Source organism: Pigmentiphaga sp. GD03639, from assembly GCF_029845405.1.
Lineage (GTDB): Bacteria > Pseudomonadota > Gammaproteobacteria > Burkholderiales > Burkholderiaceae_B > Pigmentiphaga > Pigmentiphaga daeguensis.
In genome coordinates this window covers 113,254-131,950 of record NZ_JAOCLR010000010.1, presented here as the reverse complement: position 1 = coordinate 131,950, position 18,697 = coordinate 113,254, and the positions used below count along the sequence as shown (strand labels likewise).

Annotated in this window: 19 protein-coding genes; 10 read left to right on the top strand and 9 right to left on the bottom strand. The window is 68.6% G+C overall.

Annotation, left to right across the window (positions count from 1 at the left end):
- The first annotated feature begins 113 nt into the window (after positions 1–113).
- From N5K27_RS13395 to N5K27_RS13385, 3 genes are all read left to right on the top strand, one after another.
- On the top strand, positions 114–1,079 hold the full coding sequence (locus N5K27_RS13395; protein ID WP_279817030.1) for a LysR family transcriptional regulator: 966 nt from the start codon (positions 114–116) through the stop codon (positions 1,077–1,079).
- Between the two features lie 54 nt (positions 1,080–1,133).
- Positions 1,134–2,645, top strand: coding sequence for a helix-turn-helix transcriptional regulator (locus N5K27_RS13390; RefSeq protein WP_279817028.1), 1,512 nt, complete (start codon positions 1,134–1,136; stop codon positions 2,643–2,645).
- Positions 2,646–2,934: 289 nt separating this feature from the next.
- Positions 2,935–3,612: a sensor histidine kinase gene (locus N5K27_RS13385; protein ID WP_087840459.1), complete on the top strand. Its 678-nt coding sequence runs from the start codon at positions 2,935–2,937 to the stop codon at positions 3,610–3,612.
- On the opposite strand, the gene N5K27_RS13380 is transcribed toward N5K27_RS13385, so the two are convergent.
- Complete coding sequence (locus N5K27_RS13380; RefSeq protein ID WP_087840458.1) at positions 3,609–4,529, bottom strand: LysR family transcriptional regulator; 921 nt, start codon at positions 4,527–4,529, stop codon at positions 3,609–3,611. The two genes, N5K27_RS13385 and N5K27_RS13380, sit on opposite strands and share 4 nt — an antisense overlap.
- A gap of 174 nt (positions 4,530–4,703) precedes the next feature.
- Here N5K27_RS13380 and N5K27_RS13375 point away from each other — a divergent pair, with 174 nt between their 5' ends.
- Complete coding sequence (locus N5K27_RS13375; protein WP_165963245.1) at positions 4,704–6,125, top strand: amidohydrolase family protein; 1,422 nt, start codon at positions 4,704–4,706, stop codon at positions 6,123–6,125.
- Positions 6,122–6,508 (top strand): tripartite tricarboxylate transporter substrate-binding protein, encoded by a 387-nt coding sequence (locus N5K27_RS13370; RefSeq protein ID WP_279817024.1) that lies wholly within the window; start codon positions 6,122–6,124, stop codon positions 6,506–6,508. Before N5K27_RS13375 ends, N5K27_RS13370 begins: the two co-directional genes overlap by 4 nt.
- 114 nt (positions 6,509–6,622) lie before the next feature.
- On the opposite strand, the gene nudC is transcribed toward N5K27_RS13370, so the two are convergent.
- The 7 genes from nudC to N5K27_RS13335 all read right to left on the bottom strand — a co-directional run bounded on the left by nudC (position 6,623) and on the right by N5K27_RS13335 (position 12,556).
- Positions 6,623–7,570 (bottom strand): NAD(+) diphosphatase, encoded by a 948-nt coding sequence (nudC, locus tag N5K27_RS13365; protein WP_279817022.1) that lies wholly within the window; start codon positions 7,568–7,570, stop codon positions 6,623–6,625.
- A 70-nt stretch (positions 7,571–7,640) separates the two neighbouring features.
- Positions 7,641–8,423: an ATP-binding cassette domain-containing protein gene (locus tag N5K27_RS13360; protein WP_279817020.1), complete on the bottom strand. Its 783-nt coding sequence runs from the start codon at positions 8,421–8,423 to the stop codon at positions 7,641–7,643.
- The gene (gene modA, locus N5K27_RS13355; RefSeq protein ID WP_279817018.1) at positions 8,420–9,169 is read right to left on the bottom strand and encodes a molybdate ABC transporter substrate-binding protein; all 750 of its coding nucleotides are present in this window, start codon (positions 9,167–9,169) and stop codon (positions 8,420–8,422) included. Before modA ends, N5K27_RS13360 begins: the two co-directional genes overlap by 4 nt.
- Before the next feature lie 9 nt (positions 9,170–9,178).
- Complete coding sequence (modB, locus tag N5K27_RS13350; protein ID WP_087840450.1) at positions 9,179–9,856, bottom strand: molybdate ABC transporter permease subunit; 678 nt, start codon at positions 9,854–9,856, stop codon at positions 9,179–9,181.
- Positions 9,857–9,927: 71 nt separating this feature from the next.
- Entirely contained in the window at positions 9,928–10,287 is a 360-nt protein-coding gene (locus tag N5K27_RS13345) for a LysR family transcriptional regulator (RefSeq protein WP_087840449.1), read from the bottom strand.
- An 80-nt stretch (positions 10,288–10,367) separates the two neighbouring features.
- Entirely contained in the window at positions 10,368–11,831 is a 1,464-nt protein-coding gene (locus N5K27_RS13340) for a HAMP domain-containing sensor histidine kinase (RefSeq protein ID WP_087840448.1), read from the bottom strand.
- The gene (locus N5K27_RS13335; RefSeq protein WP_279817015.1) at positions 11,828–12,556 is read right to left on the bottom strand and encodes a response regulator transcription factor; all 729 of its coding nucleotides are present in this window, start codon (positions 12,554–12,556) and stop codon (positions 11,828–11,830) included. Before N5K27_RS13335 ends, N5K27_RS13340 begins: the two co-directional genes overlap by 4 nt.
- A 139-nt stretch (positions 12,557–12,695) precedes the next feature.
- On the opposite strand from N5K27_RS13335, the gene N5K27_RS13330 reads away from it, so the two are divergent.
- From N5K27_RS13330 to N5K27_RS13320, 3 genes are all read left to right on the top strand, one after another.
- Positions 12,696–13,325 carry a cytochrome b/b6 domain-containing protein gene (locus tag N5K27_RS13330; RefSeq protein ID WP_279817013.1) on the top strand — a complete coding sequence of 210 codons (630 nt, stop codon included), beginning with the start codon at positions 12,696–12,698 and terminating at the stop codon, positions 13,323–13,325.
- A gap of 9 nt (positions 13,326–13,334) precedes the next feature.
- The gene (locus tag N5K27_RS13325) at positions 13,335–14,120 is read left to right on the top strand and encodes a molybdopterin-dependent oxidoreductase (RefSeq protein WP_087840443.1); all 786 of its coding nucleotides are present in this window, start codon (positions 13,335–13,337) and stop codon (positions 14,118–14,120) included.
- 65 nt (positions 14,121–14,185) lie between these two features.
- Entirely contained in the window at positions 14,186–14,464 is a 279-nt protein-coding gene (locus N5K27_RS13320) for a pentapeptide MXKDX repeat protein (RefSeq protein ID WP_279817011.1), read from the top strand.
- Positions 14,465–14,473: 9 nt separating this feature from the next.
- On the opposite strand, the gene N5K27_RS13315 is transcribed toward N5K27_RS13320, so the two are convergent.
- On the bottom strand, positions 14,474–16,402 hold the full coding sequence (locus N5K27_RS13315) for an aconitase family protein (protein WP_279817009.1): 1,929 nt from the start codon (positions 16,400–16,402) through the stop codon (positions 14,474–14,476).
- Positions 16,403–16,595: 193 nt separating this feature from the next.
- Between N5K27_RS13315 and leuC the strand changes: the two genes are divergently transcribed.
- The gene (gene leuC / locus N5K27_RS13310) at positions 16,596–17,996 is read left to right on the top strand and encodes a 3-isopropylmalate dehydratase large subunit (RefSeq protein WP_279817144.1); all 1,401 of its coding nucleotides are present in this window, start codon (positions 16,596–16,598) and stop codon (positions 17,994–17,996) included.
- A gap of 10 nt (positions 17,997–18,006) precedes the next feature.
- A complete protein-coding gene (gene leuD, locus N5K27_RS13305) occupies positions 18,007–18,663 on the top strand; it encodes a 3-isopropylmalate dehydratase small subunit (protein ID WP_132980157.1) in 657 nt (218 codons plus the stop codon).
- Positions 18,664–18,697: the final 34 nt, after the last annotated feature.

Below are 18,697 nucleotides of genomic sequence, written 5' to 3'. Positions count from 1 at the left end.
CGCGCGATGTCGTGACGGCTGGCAGTGTAGGAAGCGCGCAGATATCTTCCTAGACTGGTATCCGAGATTTCAGACATGCCAAAATAGAGATGTCTTCACGCAGGCGCCGTCCCATGAACCATGCCGATCTGAAACTGTTCGTCGAAGTGGCCGAAAGCGGCAGCTTCACCAAGGTGGCGGCCGCGCGCATGACCGTGCAGTCGCACGTCAGCCGCCAGATCGGCAACCTGGAACGCGAGTGCGGCGGCAGGCTGTTCCGCCGCACGGGCCGCGGCGTGGTCCTGACCGAACTGGGCGAGCACATCATCGCCCGCGTGCGCACCTGGCTGGCCGACACCGATCAGTTGTTCCGCGAGATCCGCTCCACGTCCACGGTGCCCATGGGCGAGGTCCGCCTGGGCATCCTGCCTTCGGCCGCCCATCCGCTCCTGACCACGCTGTTCGGCCGCGTGCGCGAGCAATACCCCCTGATCCGCCTGAACGTGCGCGAGGGGCAGGGCGGGGAACTCGATGCGCTGCTGGACGCGGGCCTGGTCGACATGGCCGTCCTGTTCCGCTTCCACAAGCCGGCCAGCGCCGAGGAACGGCTGCTGGCCACCGGCCACACCTATCTCGTGGCGCGCCCCGGCGATACGCTCACGCGGGCGCCCTCCGTCGATTTCGCGCGCCTGCAGGACCTGCCCCTGGTGCTGCCCCGGCGGCCCGCCCACTGGCGCGCGATCCTGGACGAGACCGCCCGCAGCAAGGGCTTCGCGCTGCAGGCGGTGATCGAGGCCGACTCGCTGACCGCGCAGAAGGAACTGGCCGCCACCCAGTCGGTATATGCCGTCCTCGGGCCTTATTCGATCATGCACGAACTGCGCCAGGGGTCGCTGCAGGCCACCCGCCTGGTCAATCCGGACCTGCGCCGCTACGTCACGCTGGCCTTGCCCAAATCGGGCGTGATGACCCCGGCCTGCCAGGCGGTTTCAGCGATGTTGCAGGACATCGTCGCGCAATGGGGCGGCGACCTCAGTCCGCCCGACAGGGCGATGGGATACACTGCCCGGCACCATCGCGCCAGGTCCGACTCCAGATGAAGCCCCACCGCGTCATCCGGCGATAGTCGCCACGCAACCCACAGGGGCACCGGGATGAGCAAGAGCACCGACAAGCCACGCGCCGACCGGCGCCTGCTGCAGCAGATCATTTCGGGGCTGGCCGAGGGCGTCGTGCTTCTCGATCCCGACGGTTCGGTCGTCTGGGCGAACGAAACGGCGCTGGCCATCCATGGCGCGGGAAACCTGGCCGCCCTGGGCCGCACGGCCCAGGACTACGTTGCCGCCCATACGCTGAAGTACCGCAACAACCACGTCCTGGCTCCCGCCCAGTATCCCATCATGCGGGTCCTCGCAGGCGAAAGCTTCACGGACGTCGTGGTCGAAGTGACCCGCCCCGCCGACGAATCATTCCGCCGCATTCACCAGGTGCGCGGCCTGGTCCTGACCGGCGCGTCCGAGGAACCCGAGGCCCTGGTGCTCGTGATCCAGGACGCGACGGACCGGTACGGCGCGGAGGAACGCTTCGAGCGCGCCTTCAGTACGAACCCGGCGCCCGCCATCATCTGCGGCCTGACCGATCTGCGCTACCTCAAGGTCAACCAGGGTTTCCTGGACATGACCGGACATGATCGGGAAGAAGTCCTGGGTCGTTCCATGTATGAACTCGACGTGCTCAACGAAGCGGCGCGGCGCGACGAGGCGATACGCCTGCTCCAACAGGGACGCACCATCCCCCAGATGGAAGCCACGCTGCGCCTGAAGGACGGCGGCACCAAGCTGGTGATCGTGGCCGGCCAACCTCTCGAGGTCTGCGAGGACCCGTGCATGCTCTTCACCTTCATGGACCTGGAGCCCCGCCGCCGCGCCGAGGACGCCCTGCGCCAGACCGAGGAACGCTTCTCGAAGGCCTTCATGCTGGCTCCCGTGCCGATGGCGGTGTGCAATCGCGGCGACTTCGCGCTGATGGCCGTGAACGAGGCCTTCATCGCCGCCACCGGCCACGAGGCCCCGGAAGTCCTGGCCAAGACGCCGGCCGATCTGCACCTGTGGGCCGATGCCGCCGTCCATCGCAAGCTGAAGGACGACCTGGATGCCACCGGCAGCGTGCGCAACGCCGAAGTCGCCTTGCGCACGCGCGGGGGAGACGTGCTGGACTGCCTGCTGTCGGCCGAGACCGCCACCATCAATGGCCAGGCCTGCGTGCTCGTGGCGATCCAGGACATCACCGACCGCAAGCGCGGCGAGGAAGAGCTGGTCGCGGCCATCGACGCGGTCATGCAGGACGCCTCGTGGTTCAGCCGCACCGTCATCGAGAAGCTGGCCCAGATCCGGCGTCCGCAGGACACGCTTGCCAGCACCGCGGCGCTGTCGGAGCTGACGCCGCGCGAATACGAAGTCCTGGGACGCATGTGCCAGGGCGAGAACAACGAGCAGATCGCGGCGGCGATGCGGGTGTCGCCCAATACGGTGCGCAACCACATCGCGATGCTGTACAGCAAGATCGGCGTGCATCGCCGCAGCGACGCCATCGTCTGGGCGCGCCAGCGCGGCGTCACCGGCTACGAAGCGCCGGCCAAGGGAAGACGGCACGCGCGTCCCCGCTAGGCCGCCGTCTTCGGGACAGAAATACTATCGCCGCTGGTACGGACTCATCTAGCCGCTGTCCCGGCTCGACGCTACAGTCTGTTCCTCCCCCAGTCCGGCGACGGACGGCACCCTTACCATCGATGAGGAGTTCGCATGGACAAGGATCGCATCGGCGAAGCCAACGACAAGCTGCGTGGCGACCTGAACGAGAAATGACGCAGCGGTGGCCCCCGGTCCCGGTCCCGGACCCAGCGGCCGCCGTCCCATTCCAACCGGGACCTTCGCATCCGGTCCACCAGCAGCCTACATGACAAGCAAGCGCGTTCCGCAACACGACGCCCCGCCAGCCGATCCGGTCTCCACTCCGTCCTCCGAGGACGCCAGCACCACCCACGAATTGCGGCTGCGCGAACTGCACCATCGCATGCGCAACGGCCTGCATCTCCTTTCCAGCGCCCTGCAGGTCCAGGCCAGGCGCTCCGACAACGAGGACGTGCGCCGCGAACTCGGTATCGCGGTCAGCCGCATCGAAAGCCTGGTGCGGCTGCACGACCATGCCTACCGGCACGAGCCCGAGGCGGCGCCCGACGCCGCCACCTACCTGGCCGACCTGGCCCGGCACCTGCAATCGGCGCTGATCGATCCCCGCTCGGACCGCATGCTGGCCATCGTCTCCAACGGCGCGGTTCCGCTGGATGGGGAAGCCGCGATGTCGCTCGGCTCGGTCCTGATCGAGCTGGCGACCAATGCCGTCAAGTACGGCGCCGGCAACGTCCATCTCGACGTGGAGTACGGCCCCGGCTTGGTCACCGTGATCGTCGAGGACGAAGGCGTGGGCTTTCCTCCGGAATTCGAGCTGCCGGCCGATGCCGGCTTCGGGCTGCGGCTGGCCGGGCGCATCTGCGAACAGCACGGCGGCTCGCTGACCATCGACCGGTCCGTGGCCTTCGGGCGGATCATCGCGGTCATCGGACTGGCGCGCTAGGACGCCAGCCGCCAGCGCGGATCCCGCTCGAAGCACGCCGACACGAATTCGACGAACTCGCGTATCTTCAGCGACGAATGCCGCGGCCGCGGGTGGATCACGTACAGGGTGCGCGACGCCGGCGTCCAGCCGGGCAGCACCGGTACCAGCCGCCCTTCGTCCAGCGCCTGCGCGATCATGAAGGTCGGCAGCATGGCCAGGCCCGAGCCGCCCAGCAGCGCATCCTTGAGCACCTGGCTGTTGTTGCTGCGCAGGCTGCCGCCCACATGCACCATGCGCTCGGTGCGGCCATCCGAGAAATGCCATTCGTCCGGCGCCGGCCCCCGGTCGTAGATCAGGCAGTCGTGCCGCTTCAGGTCCTGCGGCGCAGCGGGCGCCTCGCGCCCCGACAGGTAGCCGGGCGAGGCCGCCACGGTGCGCGTCATGCGGGCGATGGCGCGGGTGGCATGCGTGGGGTGGTTGACGTATTTCTGGTTGCTGCCCAGGGCCAGCGCAACGTCGTAGCCTTCGTCGTCCAGGTCGACGAAGCGGTCGTTCAGCGTCATCTCGACCTTGACGGCGGGAAACTGCCGCAGGAACTCGCCCATCATGACGCCGAAGCCCGCGTAGTCCAGCGAAACCGGCGCGCGCACCTTCAACACGCCGCGCGGCATGGTCTGCATCGACGCGGCCGAACGCTCGACTTCCTCCAGGTCATCCAGCAGCCGCGCGCACTGCGCGTAGTAGCTGCGGCCCGCCTCCGTCACGTTCAGGCGGCGCGTGGTGCGGGCCACCAGCGAGGTGCCCAGGTGCAGCTCCAGCCACGTCAGGTACTTGCTGACCGATCCGACCGACATGCCCAGCTGGCGCGCGGCCAGCGTGAAGCTTTCGTGCTCGACGACCTTGCGGAACACCGACATCGCCACGAACCGGTCCATATTTTTTCCGGATTGGAAAGCAATTTTTTGATCTGACGATGTTTATCGCCGATGTGGAAAATGTCAACATGGCTTCCACACGCAGTCGCGCGCGTCCTGCCTCCGCCCACCCGGCGGCCCACGGCCTGGTGGCCCGGGCCCCGGGGATCTCCGCCATCGCATCCGAGGGGACACATGAGCCGCACGCTGATCAGGAACGCTTCCATTCTTTCCATGGATCCCGCCGTGGGCGACTTCGCCCAGGCCGACATCCTCATCGAAGGCGACAGGATCGCCGCCATCGGCCCCGGCCTGAACGCGGCCGCCGACGAGGTGGTGGACGGCACGCACCGCATCGTCATGCCGGGCATGGTCAACGCCCATATCCATACCTGGGAATTCCAGCTGCGCGGCATCGGCGCCGACTGGGTCGGCAGCCGCGACTACCATGCCAACCTGCACAAGAAACTGGCCACCTACTACACCGCTCGCGACGTCTACCTGGGCAACCTGCTGGGCGCGCTGAACCAGTTGCGCAACGGCACCACCACCATCGTCGACTGGTGCCACATCCTGCGCGACGCCGAGATGACCGACGCCGCCATCGACGCGCTGGAGGAATCGGGCATACGCGCCGTGTTCGCGCGCGGCACGGTCAAGCCGCCCGAGCGCGAGGGCGCCGTCCCCTACTACAAGCAGCCTTTCCCGCGCGACGAGATCCATCGCCTGCGCACCGGCCGGCTGGCCACCGACGACGGGCTCGTCACGCTGGCCATGGCCATCCTGGGCCCGGACTGGGGCGAGTACGACGTGGCCGTCCACGACATCCGCCTGGCGCGCGAATACGGCCTGTTCAACTCCGCCCACACCTATGGCCGCAAGGGCAAGCGCGTGGTCGAGGACGGCTATCCGCGCCTGGCCCACGAGGGCTTGCTGGGCCCGGACCACAACATCGGCCACGGCAACTGCTTCGACGACACCGAACTGAAGATCGTGCTGGACGCCGGCTGCACCATCACCGCCACCAACCTGACCGAAATGCTGAACTACGAGCAGCCGGCCATGCTGGGACGCCTGGTCAAGCACGGCGCCACGCCCTCGCTGGGAACGGACTGCGATCCCTATTTCAACAGTTCCATGCTGTGGGTCATGCGCCATGCCTTCCTGCACCAGCGCGAACTGGACAACCGCAGCCTGCACGCCGAAGGCAAGTGGCCGGCCAGCACGCAGCACTCCACGCTGACGCGCGACGCCATCTACTGGGCCACCATGGGCGGGGCCAAGGCCTTCGGCCTGGACGGCAAGACCGGCTCGCTGGCGCCGGGCAAGCAGGCCGACCTGATCATGATCGACACGCGCGGCATGAACATCTTTCCCGCCCATGCCGGCGGCAATCCCGCGCACATCGTCGTCATGTACGCGGAAACCTCGGACATCGAGAACGTCATGGTGGCGGGCCGCTTCGTCAAGCGCGACGGCCGCCTCGTCTTCGACGCCGGCCGCCTCGCCCGCCTGACGGACGAACTGCTGGCGTCCCGCCTGCGCCTCTTCCAGGAAGGCTCGTTCAAGAGCGTGCCGGTCGAGCGCGGACCCCAACCCGGGAGGTTCCTGGTATGACACGCCGCCGATTCATCCGCGACCTGGCCACGCTGGCCGGGGCCGCCGCCACCCTGCCCGGCGCCCGCGCGCTGGCCCAGGATGCCTGGCCCGCCAAGCCCGTCCGCCTGATCCACGGTTTCACCGCCGGCGGCGCGGTGGACATCCAGGCGCGCCTGCTGGCGCAGCAACTGACCGAACGCCTGGGCCAGACCGCCTACGTCGAGGGCAAGCCCGGCGCGGGCGGCACGCTGGGCGCGAACTTCGTGGCCAAGGCCCCGCCCGACGGCTACACGCTGTTCTTCATGGCCTCGGGCCATTCGGCGGCGCCGGGGCTGTACAAGTCGCTGCCCTTCGACCCGGCCGGCGACTTCACGCTCGTCCATAAACTTGTTCCGATGTAAACAATTTTGAAACTATATGGAGGGAAGTCCTAATCCGCCGGTCCGGCTCCGGCCCCCCGCTTCCGGGGATCGTCCCCCCGCGCGCCCCAGGCTCCCAGGCCGCCCGGCCTGCGCTCAACCCAGCGCGGGACCGGTCCCTTCAACGAAGGCCCGCACCAGGTGATGGGCGATGGCGTAGGGCCTGGGCGCGGACAGCCCCTCGGGATGCGTGCCGTCCAGCATCTGGCGGACTTCCTCGCGGGTGAACCAGCGCGCGTCTTCCAGCTCGTTGCGGTCGATCACGATGCCGGTGCCTTGCGCGCGGGCGAAGCAGCCTATCATCAGCGACGACGGGAAGGGCCAGGGCTGCGACGCGAAGTAGGCCACCTCGGCGCAGGCGATGCCCGCTTCCTCTCGGATCTCGCGCCGCACGGCGTCCTCGATGGTCTCGCCCGGCTCCAGGAAACCCGCCAGGGCCGAGTACATGCCCGCCGCGAAGCGCGGCTGGCGGCCCAGCAGGCAGCGGTCGCCGTCCACCGCCAGCATGATCACCACCGGGTCCACGCGCGGAAAGTGCTGGGCGCCGCAGGCCGGACAGTCGCGGCGCCAGCCCGCGCAGGCCACGCGGCTGGGCTCGCCGCAGTTGGCGCAATAGCGATGCCGGTCGTGCCAGCTCAGGATGGCCTTGGCGCCGCCCAGTTCGCCCAGCACGTCGGGCGGGAACAGGCCGCGCATGGCGATGCTGCGCAGGTCCAGCAGTTCCAGCCCGGACCGGGAGGCGGCCGCCTCGGCCAGCCCGCCGTCCAGGGCCACGGCGAACAGCGGGCGGCCCTGCTCGTCCTGCCCCAGGAAGATCTCCTGCCGCGCGGGTCCCAGGCCTATCCAGGCCTCGGCGGTGAACAGGGGGGAAGACGCGGCGCCGCTCGCATCCAGCAGGGGCACGTCGCCGACGAAAACCATGAACCGGGCCGCCGCATCGTGCCGGCGCGCCCGGACGAACTCGCCGTCGGCGCGCGCCTCGGACATGCGGTCGAGCGGATTGAGGCCGAAGCCCACGGCGGCGGAACGGTCGAAGGGTGGCATGGAATGGCGGGCGGCCGCGCGCAGCGTGCCACCGCAGAGTCGTCTGATCGACGATTCTAACGCCGTGCGTTCAGGACGCGCCCGGGTTCAGCAGCGTGCGCAGGCGCTGGCGCATCGGCGTCTCGGCCGGCGCGTCGTCACCCAGTGCGCGGCGGACGAAATCGCGGCTTTGTCCGCTGCGCAGCTTCACTTTGCGCGTGACCTGCCCGTCCTGGTAAAGAAAGGCGACATCGGCCAGCTTCAGCACGTCGTCGATATCATGCGTGATCATCAGCACGGGGATGCCCCACTGCCGCGCTACCTCGGCCAGCTCCTTGCGCAGTTCGCCGCGCAGCATGGGATTCAACGCGGCGAAGGGTTCGTCCAGCAACAGGGCGCGGGGCTGGCAGGCCAGGGCCCGCGCCAGCGCCACGCGTTGTTGCTGGCCGCCCGACAGCACGCCGGGCCGGCTGCCGGCCATGGCGGTCAGCCCGAAGCGGTCGATCAGGGCCTGCACGCGCCGCCCGTCCTCGGGCGACAGGCGACGACGGCGCCACGAGGTCAGGCCGAAGGCGATGTTCTGGCGCACCGACAGATGCGGGAACAGCGCGTAATGCTGGAACAGGTAGCCGATACCGCGCGCGGGCGGCGCGACGTCGATGCCTTGCGCGGCGTCGAACAGGGTCCGGCCGTCCAGCCGGATGTGGCCGGCTCCGGGCCGCAGCAGTCCGGCCACCGCCTGCAGGGTCAGCGACTTGCCCGAGCCCGACGGCCCGTACAGCGCGACGAAGGGCGCATCGGAAGCGAAGCGCGCGGCCAGGTCGAAGCGCCGGTTGCCGTCGCGCACCGTCAGTGCGATGTCGACGTCGATCACGGCTTGCCGAATCCGTAGCGGTCCAGCACCTGCTGGCCGGGCGCGGACAGCAGGAAGTCGATGAAGGCCCTGGCCTGCGCCTGGTGCTTGCTGCCGGACAGCACCGCCACGGGATAGGTCACCGGCGTATGGCCGCCGGCGGTCAGCGTGATCCTGACCTTGTCCTGCATGATGGCCGCGTCGGTACGGTAGACGAAGCCGGCGTCCACCTCGCCCCGGCTCACGTAGTCCAGCACCTGGCGCACGCTGTCGGCCTGGATGAACTTGGGTTCGAGCGCGGTCCACAGGCCGGCGCGGTCCAGCGCCTGCCTGGTGTAGTTGCCCACCGGCACCGTGGCGAGCTTGCCGATGGCGATGCGCTTGACCGGCGCGCCGGCCAGGTCCTGCAGCGAGGCGATGGCGGGACCGCCCTGCGCGGGCGTGACCAGCACCAGGCTGTTGGCGGCGAAATCGCGCCGCGTCGGCACGTCGATCAGGTTCTGCGCCACGGCCTTGTCCATCGTGGCCTGGTCGGCGCTGGCGAACACGTCCACCGGCGCGCCCTGGCTCATCTGCTGGAGCAGCGTGCCCGAGGCCGCGAAGTTGAGCCGCACCGTGGTGCCGGGATGCCGTTGCTCGAATTGCTTGCCGAGGTCCTTGAAGGCGTTGGTCAGGCTGGCCGCGGCCGATACGGTGATCTCCTGGGCGCAAGCCTGAAACGGCAGGGCGAAGGCAAGCAACAGGGCGGCATGGCGGATGCGGGACATGGGGTTCCTTCAGCGTAGCGACAGATAGCGGTTGCAGGCCACCAGGATGGCGATGGAAATGGCCGAGGTGATGAGCACCAGCAGCAGGGCCAGGTCGTCCTGCCCCGCCTGCGTGGCGTCGTAGATGGCCATGGAAAGCGTTTGCGTGCGTTGGGGAATCGAGCCCGCCACCATCAGCGAGGCGCCGAACTCGCCCATGGCGCGCGCGAAAGCCAGCAGGGTGCCGGCCAGGATGCCCGGCCAGGCCAGCGGCAGGGTCACGCGCACGAACACCGACCAGCGCGACTGGCCCAGCGTGCTGGCGGCGGCTTCCAGGGTACGGTCGATGCCGCCGAATGCGGCGCTGGCCGACTTCAGGACCAGCGGCAGGGCGACGATGGCCGAGGCCACGACCGCGCCGTGCCAGCTGAAGATGATGGTGTAGTCGAAGTGCTCGTAGATCCAGCGGCCCAGGGGGCTGCGCCGGCCCGCCGCCAGCAGGATGGCGTAGCCGATGACCGTGGGCGGCAGCACCAGCGGCAGCATGAACACGGCCTCGGCCATCGAACTGCCCGGAAACGGCTTGCGCGCGAACAGCCAGCCCAGGCCCACGCCCGCGACCAGGGCCAGCACGGTGGCCAGGGCCGCGACCTTCAGGGACAGGATCAGCGGAAAAGCGTCGAAGGAATCCAGCAGCGCATTCGTCATATTCCGAAGAATACAGCGAATCCTGGCTGGACGGTAGCGCGAGCGAATGCCGGGCGGGGCCCGGACTCGCGTCAGTCGACGAGCATGCTTGCCATGGCGGCGATGTCCTCGGCCGCGGCCGAGCGGGCGGTGGCCTCGATCGAACGGTAGCGCCGTATGAGTTCGCGGCCCGCGTCGGTCACGACCGTGCCGCCGCCGCGCGCCCCGCCGGCGGCGCTCTCGACCGCGGGCTCGCGCAGGGACCGGTTCAACTCGTCCACCAGCAGCCAGGCTCGGCGGTACGACATGCCCATCTGCTGGGCGGCGGCGGTGATGGAGCCCGCCTCGAGAATGGCTTCCAGCAGCGCGATCTTGCCCGGTCCGATCGCGATGGAAGCGTCGCGGTAGACCCGCAGCCGGAACTGGAACCGGGGCTTGGTGGAGGTATCCATGGCACGAGGGGAAGCATCGGTGATGCCGCCGATTGTAGGCGGATAGGGATGCGTGCGGGCCGCCCGGCCCTATCGGCCGTTCAGTCGACTCCCAGCCTGAACCGGAACACGGTCCCGGGTCCGCCGTCTTCGACCAGGCGGATGTCGCTGCCATGCAGCGCGAGCATGCGCTGGACGATCATGAGCCCCAGCCCGCCGCTGTCCTGCGCTTTGCGGCCCCAGGCGGGGATCCGCTTGAACAGGCGGGGCCGCAGCGCCGCGGGGATACCCGCTCCGGTATCACGGACGTCCACCCGCACGCCGTTGCCGGCCGCCGCCAGCCCCACGGTGATCTGCGTGCCGGGTGGATTGTGGCGGATGGCGTTGTCCAGCAGGTTGGTCAGCACGCGCTCGATCATCGCGATGTCGGCATGCACCTGCGGCAATGCCGGCGGGATCTCGGTCTGCAAGCGCTGGCCCCGCGCCTCGGCCGCCAGCTCGAACTTCTGCACGACGTCCTGCACCAGGTCGGGCAGGGCGAAGGTTTCCCGCTCGGGCTGGACCAGGCCCGACTCCAGGCGCGCCAGTTCGAACAGCGCCTGCGCCAGCACGCCGACCTTGCGGCTCTGGTCCAGCGCGATGTCCAGGTAGCGATGGCGCTCGCACCGGGACAACAGACCGTCCTTCACGCGCAGGGTTTCCAGGTAGCCATGCAGCGAGGTCAGGGGGGTGCGCAGGTCGTGCGAGATGTTGGCGACCAGTTCCCGCCGCTGCTGGTCCTGGCGGGTCAGTTCGCGCCACTGCTCGGCGATGCGCCGGCTCATCTGCGCGAAGGCGGCGCGCAGCGTAGCGATCTCGTCGCGCCGGCCGTCGTCGGGCACCGGCTCCGGCGCCACCACGGGCACGTCGCTGGCGGCGTCGAAGTCGCGCACGGTATCGGCCAGTGCGCGCAAGGGGCGGGTAATGAGGCGGAAGGCAACGAGGCCCATGATCAGTCCCAGCAGCGCGACCAGTCCCATGGCCAGACCCGTCATGCGCCACACCGAATGGCGGGCGAGCCCGGCGGCCAGCGCATCGTGCGTCTCGCCCTGCAGGATGACGTAGACGTAGCCGGCTTCCTTGCCGTCGACGCGCACCGGGGCGGCGTTGAACACCTTGCGCGCGTCCGTGCTCCGGGGGTCGTCGCCGAGTATGGGCAATTCGGCGCCGGCCATCAGGCGGCGCACCGGTGCCAGGTCGATGTGATCGCGCACAAGGCGGCCGGGCGGGGCCGCATGGCCGACGATGCGTCCGTCGGGATCGAGCAGGTAGAGCTCGACGGCGGGATTCACCGCCATCAGCTTGTCGAACAGGTCGCGCACGGCATCCGGCTTCCAGCCGCCCGCGTCCATCAACTGCGCGGTACCGGCGATGTGCGCCGCCAGCCCGCTGGACAACTGCTGCACGACCTCCTGTTCGTGGCGCGCCGTGGCCTGGATCTGGAACAGCAGCGAGATCCCGCTGCAGGCCAGCAGCAGCACGGCGAACACCAGGGACAGGCGCTGCGTGAGCGACAGGCGTTTCATGGCGCCGCGGCCTCGTCCCGCACGCCCGAGGCGAACTTGTAGCCTCGGCCCCATACCGTCAGGATGCGCCGCGGCTCGGACGGGTCGTCCTCGATCTTGGTGCGCAGGCGGTTGATGTGCGTATTGACCGTGTGTTCGTAGCCGTCGTGCTGGTAGCCCCACACTTCGTCCAGCAGGTCCATGCGCGAGTACACCTTGTCCGGATGCCGCACGAAGAAGGCCAGCAGGTCGAACTCGCGCGGGGTCAGGTCGATGGCCCTGCCGTTCAGCCAGGCCGTGCGGGCCAGCGGATCCAGGTCCACGCCGTGCAACGACAGCAACCCCGCCTCGATGCGCGCATGGCGCGCCAGGGCGTCCACGCGGCGCAGCAGCGCCTTGACGCGCGCCACCAGCTCCAGCAAGGAGAAGGGCTTGGCGAGGTAGTCGTCGGCGCCCAGTTCCAGTCCGACGATACGATGGACTTCGCTGGAACGCGCACTGGTGATGATGATGGGGGTGTAGCGCGCCATGGCCCGGGCCCGGCGGCAGATTTCCAGTCCGTCCACGCCAGGCAGCATCAGGTCCAGGACCAGCGCATCCCAGGTCCCGCCCTCCAGCATGCGCATGCCCTGCTCGCCGTCGGCCGCATGCTCGACGGCATAGCCCTCGTCGCGCAGGTGCATGCGCAACAGTTCGGCGATATGGGCATCATCCTCGACGATCAGGACGCGCTTGACCCGTTCCATGAGCCTGCCTGTAGAAAACCGTAGACCGCATTCTCGCCAATCCCGGCGCGGGAAATCATCACATTTATTTTAAGTTTGCGTGAGGACTCCGGTATGGCGGGGGGCCAACAATGCGGCAAACCTCGAACGGAGAGCCCGCATGTCCCCGACGGCCGTCCCGGCGATTCACCCCCCCGCTTCCCGCCTGCCCCCGGTCCATCCCGCGTGGGTGCGCATGTCGCATGCCCTGAATGCGCTGGCCGTGCTGGTCATGGTGGCGAGCGGATGGCGCATCTACAACGCCTCGCCGCTGTTCGGCTTCACGTTCCCGGAGGCGGTCACCCTGGGCGGATGGCTGGCCGGCGCATTGCAATGGCATTTTGCGGCCATGTGGCTGCTGGCCGGCAACGGCGCGGCCTATCTCGCGCTGAACCTGGCGACCGGGCGCCTGTTCCGTCGCTTCCTGCCGCTTTCGCCCCGCGGCGTGCTGCGCGACCTGGCGGCGGCGCTGCGCGGCCGCCTGGCCCACGACGATCCGCGCCGGTACAACCAGGTACAGCGCCTGGCCTACCTGTTCGTTATGGTCGATGTCGCGCTGCTGGTCGTGTCGGGCCTGGTGCTGTGGAAATCGGTGCAGTTCGGCATGCTGCGCGAGTTGATGGGCGGCTACGAGATGGCGCGCCGCGTGCATTTCGCCGCGATGGCCGCGTTGGTGGGATTCGTGGTCGTGCACCTGGCCATGGTGGCGCTGGTGCCGCGCACCCTGCGCGCCATGGTACTGGGCAGGTAGGGGACGGCCATGGAAAAACGTTCCCGCCTGTCCGCCTCCGATGCCGACCTGGCGTTGCGCGAAGCCCGGCGGCTGCTGGCCCCTCGGATCGAACGGCCCGAGCGGCGGGCCTTCCTGACCCGCACGCTGTCCCTGGGCGGGCTGGCCCTGCTGTCGGGCTGCGAGATCACCGGCCAGGCCGGTGTCGAGCAGGCGCTGTCGGCCGTTTCCCGTTTCAACGACAAGGTGCAGGGCTGGCTTTTCGATCCGGACGCCCTGGCGCCGACCTATCCCGCGTCCATGATCACGCGCCCCTTTCCCTTCAACGCCTATTACGGCGTGGAAGACGCCCCCGAGGTGAACGAGGCGGACTACCGGCTCGAGATTGCCGGCCGCGTGGCCGACCGCCGGCCATGGCGCCTGGCCGACTTGCGGGCCCTGCCCCAGGCCGAGCAGATCACCCGGCACATCTGCGTGGAGGGCTGGAGCGCCATCGGCCGCTGGGGCGGCGTGCGCTTCTCGGACTTCCTGGCCCGCATCGGCGCCGACACCGGCGCCCGATACGTGGGCTTCAAGTGCGCGGACGACTACTACACCAGCATCGACATGGCGACGGCCCTGCATCCGCAGACGCTGCTCACGTTGAGCTACGACGGGCGCACGCTGCCACGCGAATACGGTTTTCCCATGAAGCTGCGCATGCCGACCAAGCTTGGCTACAAGAATCCCAAGCACGTCCAGGCGATTTTCGTCACCAACGCCTATCCGGGCGGGTACTGGGAAGACCAGGGATACAACTGGTTCGGCGGCAGCTGAGCCGAGGTTCCATACGGCGCGGATTCCCCGCGCCCTCTTTCGACCCACGCTTCAAGGAGCGACGCATGAAGAAACTGACCCCTCTCGTTCTTTCCCTGGGCATGGCCCTGGCCGCCGTCACGGCCCACGCCGCCGACACCATGGGCAAGGACAACATGGCCAAGGACGGCATGGCCAAGGACTCCATGTCCAGGACCGCGCCCGCCAAGGACGCCATGAAGAAGGACGACATGAAGAAAGATGCCATGGCCGGCGACAAGATGAAGCACGACGGCATGAAGAAGGACGGAATGGCCAAGGACTCCATGTCGAAGGGCGGCATGGGCGATGGCATGAAGAAATAGCCCGTCCGCCTACCCCCGCAACCGGCCATAGTCCACGATCCGCCCCGCCAGCGCGCTGGCGGCCACCGAATATGGGCTGGCCAGCCACACGCTCCCGGGCCCCGAGCGGCCCGGGAAATTGCGGTTGATCGCGCTGATGGTGACCTGCGAGGCCGAGGTCGACTGGCCCGGCCCGCAATTGGCGCACGAACCGCAGCCCGGCATGACCAGCTCCACGCCGGCACGCTCGAAAACGTCCATGTAGCCGCGCTGCTCGCAATAGCGCTTGACCTCCATCGTGCCGAACTGCAGGTAGAAACGGGTATGCGGCGCGATGCGCAGCCCCTGGTCCAGGCCCCATTTCAGGACCTCGTGGTAGGCGTCGAAATCGGCGCGCTTGCCGCCGGTACAGGAACCGCCGTAGGCGATGTCGACGGCAACCTCGCCATCCAGCTCGGCGATGGCCACGCCGTTGCCCGGATCGCCCGGGCGCGCCGCCATGGGCCGCACATCCGCTCCGTCGATGCGGATCACGCGGCGATAGGTGGCATCCGCATCGCTGGCCATCCAGTCCTCCAGTGCGAAGTCGATGCCGCGCCGTTCCTTCAGGAAGGCCACGGTGCGTTCGTCCGGTTCGACGATGCCGGTGAACCCGCCCAGCTCGGCCACCATGTTGGTCAGCGTGGCGCGCTCGTCCACCGACATGGCGCGCACCGCCTCGCCGCCGTATTCGAACACCGCGCCGATGGCCTCGCCGTTGCGCACGGCCTCGGACCGCAGCAGCACCAGCACGATATCCTTGGCCGTGACGCCGGGCGCCAGTGTGCCCGAGACCTCCACGCGCAGGGTCTCCGGCACCTTGCAGCGAACGTAGCCGGTGGCCCAGCTGTTGGCCATGTCGGTCGAGCCCACGCCGAACGCCAGGCAGCCCAGCGCGCCGGCATGCGGCGTATGCGAATCGGTGCCGGCCACGACCTCGCCCGGCAGCGCGTGGCGCTCGGCCATCAACGCATGGCAGATGCCCTCCGACCCGCTGCCGTCGGGCAACTGGCCGTAGTGGCGCACCGGATAATCGTCGATGAAATCATGGTGTCCCTGCACCAGGGTCGCCACGCGCGGCAGGAGACCACCCTTGACGTGGGGCACGCTTTGCGGCGCCAGGACCAGATGGTCGTGGAAGGCCACGATGCGGTCCGGATCGCGCAGCGGCGCCGGCTTGCCGTAGGCCAGGTGCATCAGGTGCGCGCTCATGCCGGTGAAATAGTCGTGGCTGAAGCGCCAGTCGGCGCGGATGAACACGCCGCTGCCGCGTCCGGCGTCCACGGTGTCCGGGTGCAGGTGCCGGTGGATGATCTTCTCGACCAGCGTCAGCCCCTTGCCCGGGGCGCGTGGCGTGGAAGCCGTGTCGGCCCGCAGCGCCTGCCGGCTGTAGGCCATCAGTCCGCCGCTGCGGATGATGGCCTGGGTCAGCGCGTCGCGGCCCTTCAGGAACAGTTCGATGGGAATGGACTCGCCGGCCTCGATCCGGCGCAGCACGTCGAAGTCCGTCGTGGTCAGGATGCCGATGTTGTCGCAGTTCTGCTGATAGATGCGCTCGAAACTCTCGGCCACGATCAGCCGTATGCCGGCCGACAGCTCGGCCAGCGGGCTGTGCTCGCGCGACGAACCCTTGCCGTAGCGCTTGCCCGCTACCGTGATCCCGAAGCCGCCCCGGCGCACGGCGTCCTCGCCTATGGGCAGCTCGTCGCCGGCCTTCAACCCCACGTAGGGATAGCGGCCCAGGCGCTCGTCGTACACCAGCATGGTCGTGACCGGCGTGATCTCGTCGGTCGACACGTCGTCGCGCAGCGGTCCGGCCTGGGCGAGCGAAACGGATTCGCCGGCCAGCTGGCGGCGGATACAGGACGGATCGCGCGACAGGTAAAGCACGCGGCCCTCGAAACGAATGCTGTCTTGCATGAACGACTCCTTTTCCGCACTGTAGAGAGGTTCGGAACGCTCATGAAGCATCAAATGGGCATGGCTGGCATCTCCATCGGCGAAATCGTTGCAAACCGGTTTCCGCCGCGACGGCAGCCATCTCGATTCATCATCTCTCGAACAACGCGCCACTCCTAGAATGAAGCGGTTCATGATGAAAAGGCTACACCGCATGCCGCGCACGCTCTACGACAAACTCTGGGACACGCACGCCTTCGCCGCCGAACCCGACGGCACCTGCCTCTTGTACATCGACCGGCACCTGATCAACGAGGTATCGAGCCCGCAGGCCTTCGAGGGCCTGCGGCTGGCCGGCCGCGCGCCGTGGCGCGCCGATTCCTGTCTGGCGATCGCCGACCACAACGTTCCCACCACCGACCGCAGCCAGGGCATCGACGATCCGTTCTCGCGCGCGCAGGTGGGCGCGCTGGAGGACAACGCCCGCACCTTCGGCCTGACCTTCTTCGGCATGCAGGACCGCCGCCAGGGCATCGAGCACGTGGTCGGTCCCGAGCAGGGCGCGACGCTGCCCGGCATGACGGTGGTGTGCGGGGATTCCCACACCAGCACGCACGGGGCCTTCGCCTGTCTGGCGCACGGCATCGGCACCTCGGAAGTCGAGCACGTGCTGGCGACGCAGACGCTGATTGCGCGCAAGATGAAATCCATGCTGGTGCGCGTGGAAGGCATGCTGCAGCCCGGCGTGGTGGCCAAGGACATCGTGCTGGCGCTGATCGGCAGGATAGGCGCCGCGGGCGCCACCGGCCACGCCATCGAATACGCGGGCTCGACCATACGCGCGCTGTCCATGGAAGGCCGCATGACCATCTGCAACATGTCCATCGAGGCCGGCGCGCGGGCCGGCATGATCGCGGTGGACGACACCACCATCGACTACCTGCGCGGCCGGCCGTTCGCGCCGTCGGGCGCGCAGTGGGACCAGGCCGTGGCCTGGTGGCGCACGCTGCGTTCGGACGAGGACGCGGTGTTCGACACGGTGGTGGAGATCGATGCGGCGTCCATCGTGCCGCAGGTGACCTGGGGCACTTCTCCCGAGATGGTCGTGGCCGTGGATGGCAGGGTACCGGACCCCGACGCCGAAGCCGATCCGGTCCGGCGCGAAGGGATGCGCAAGGCGCTGGCCTACATGGGACTGGCGGCCAATACGCCCATCGCCGACATTCCCCTGGACAAGGTGTTCATCGGTTCGTGCACCAACTCGCGCATCGAGGACCTGCGCGCCGCCGCCGCCGTGGTCAAGGGCCGCAGCAAGGCGCCGAACATCCGGCTCGCGATGGTGGTGCCGGGTTCCGGACTGGTGAAGGCGCAGGCGGAACAGGAAGGCCTGGACCGCGTCTTCATCGACGCCGGCTTCGAATGGCGCGAGTCCGGCTGTTCCATGTGCATGGCGATGAACGCCGACCGGCTTTCGCCGGGGGAGCGCTGCGCCTCGACCTCCAACCGCAATTTCGAAGGCCGGCAGGGCGCCGGCGGACGCACGCACCTCGTCAGCCCCGCGATGGCGGCCGCCGCGGCCATCGCCGGCCGCTTCGTCGACGTGCGCGCCCTGTAAGGAGTCCATCATGGAAAAATTCGATCGTCTGCAAGGGCTCGTCGCGCCGCTCGACCGCGCCAACGTCGACACCGACGCCATCATTCCCAAGCAGTTCCTGAAGTCCATCCGGCGCACCGGCTTCGGTCCCAATCTGTTCGACGAATGGCGCTACCTGGACCAGGGCGAGCCCGGCCAGGATTGCAGCGGCCGTCCGCTGAATCCGGACTTCGTGCTGAACGAGGCGCGCTACCAGGGCGCGACCATCCTGCTGGCCCGCGCCAACTTCGGCTGCGGTTCGTCGCGCGAACACGCGCCGTGGGCCTTGCAGCAATATGGCTTTCGCGCCGTGATCGCGCCCAGCTTCGGCGACATCTTCTACAACAACGCGATGCAGAACGGTCTCCTGCCCGTCGTGCTGCGCGAGGACGAAGTGGACGCGCTGTTCGCGCTGGCGACGCGGGAAAGGCCGGTTCAACTGCTGGTGGACCTCGAGGCGCAAACCGTGTCCGGTCCGAACGGCACGCCGTCGTTCGCCTTCGACATCGCGCCCTTTCGCAAGTACTGCCTGCTGAACGGCCTGGACGACATCGGCCTGACGCTGCGCAAGGCCGACCAGATCCGCGCCTTCGAGGATGCGCACCTGCGGGCGTATCCCTGGCTGTCGCCCGCGCGCCGGAGCGCCTGAGCGCGTTGCCCCCTGTCGCCCGCCGTGCCACAAT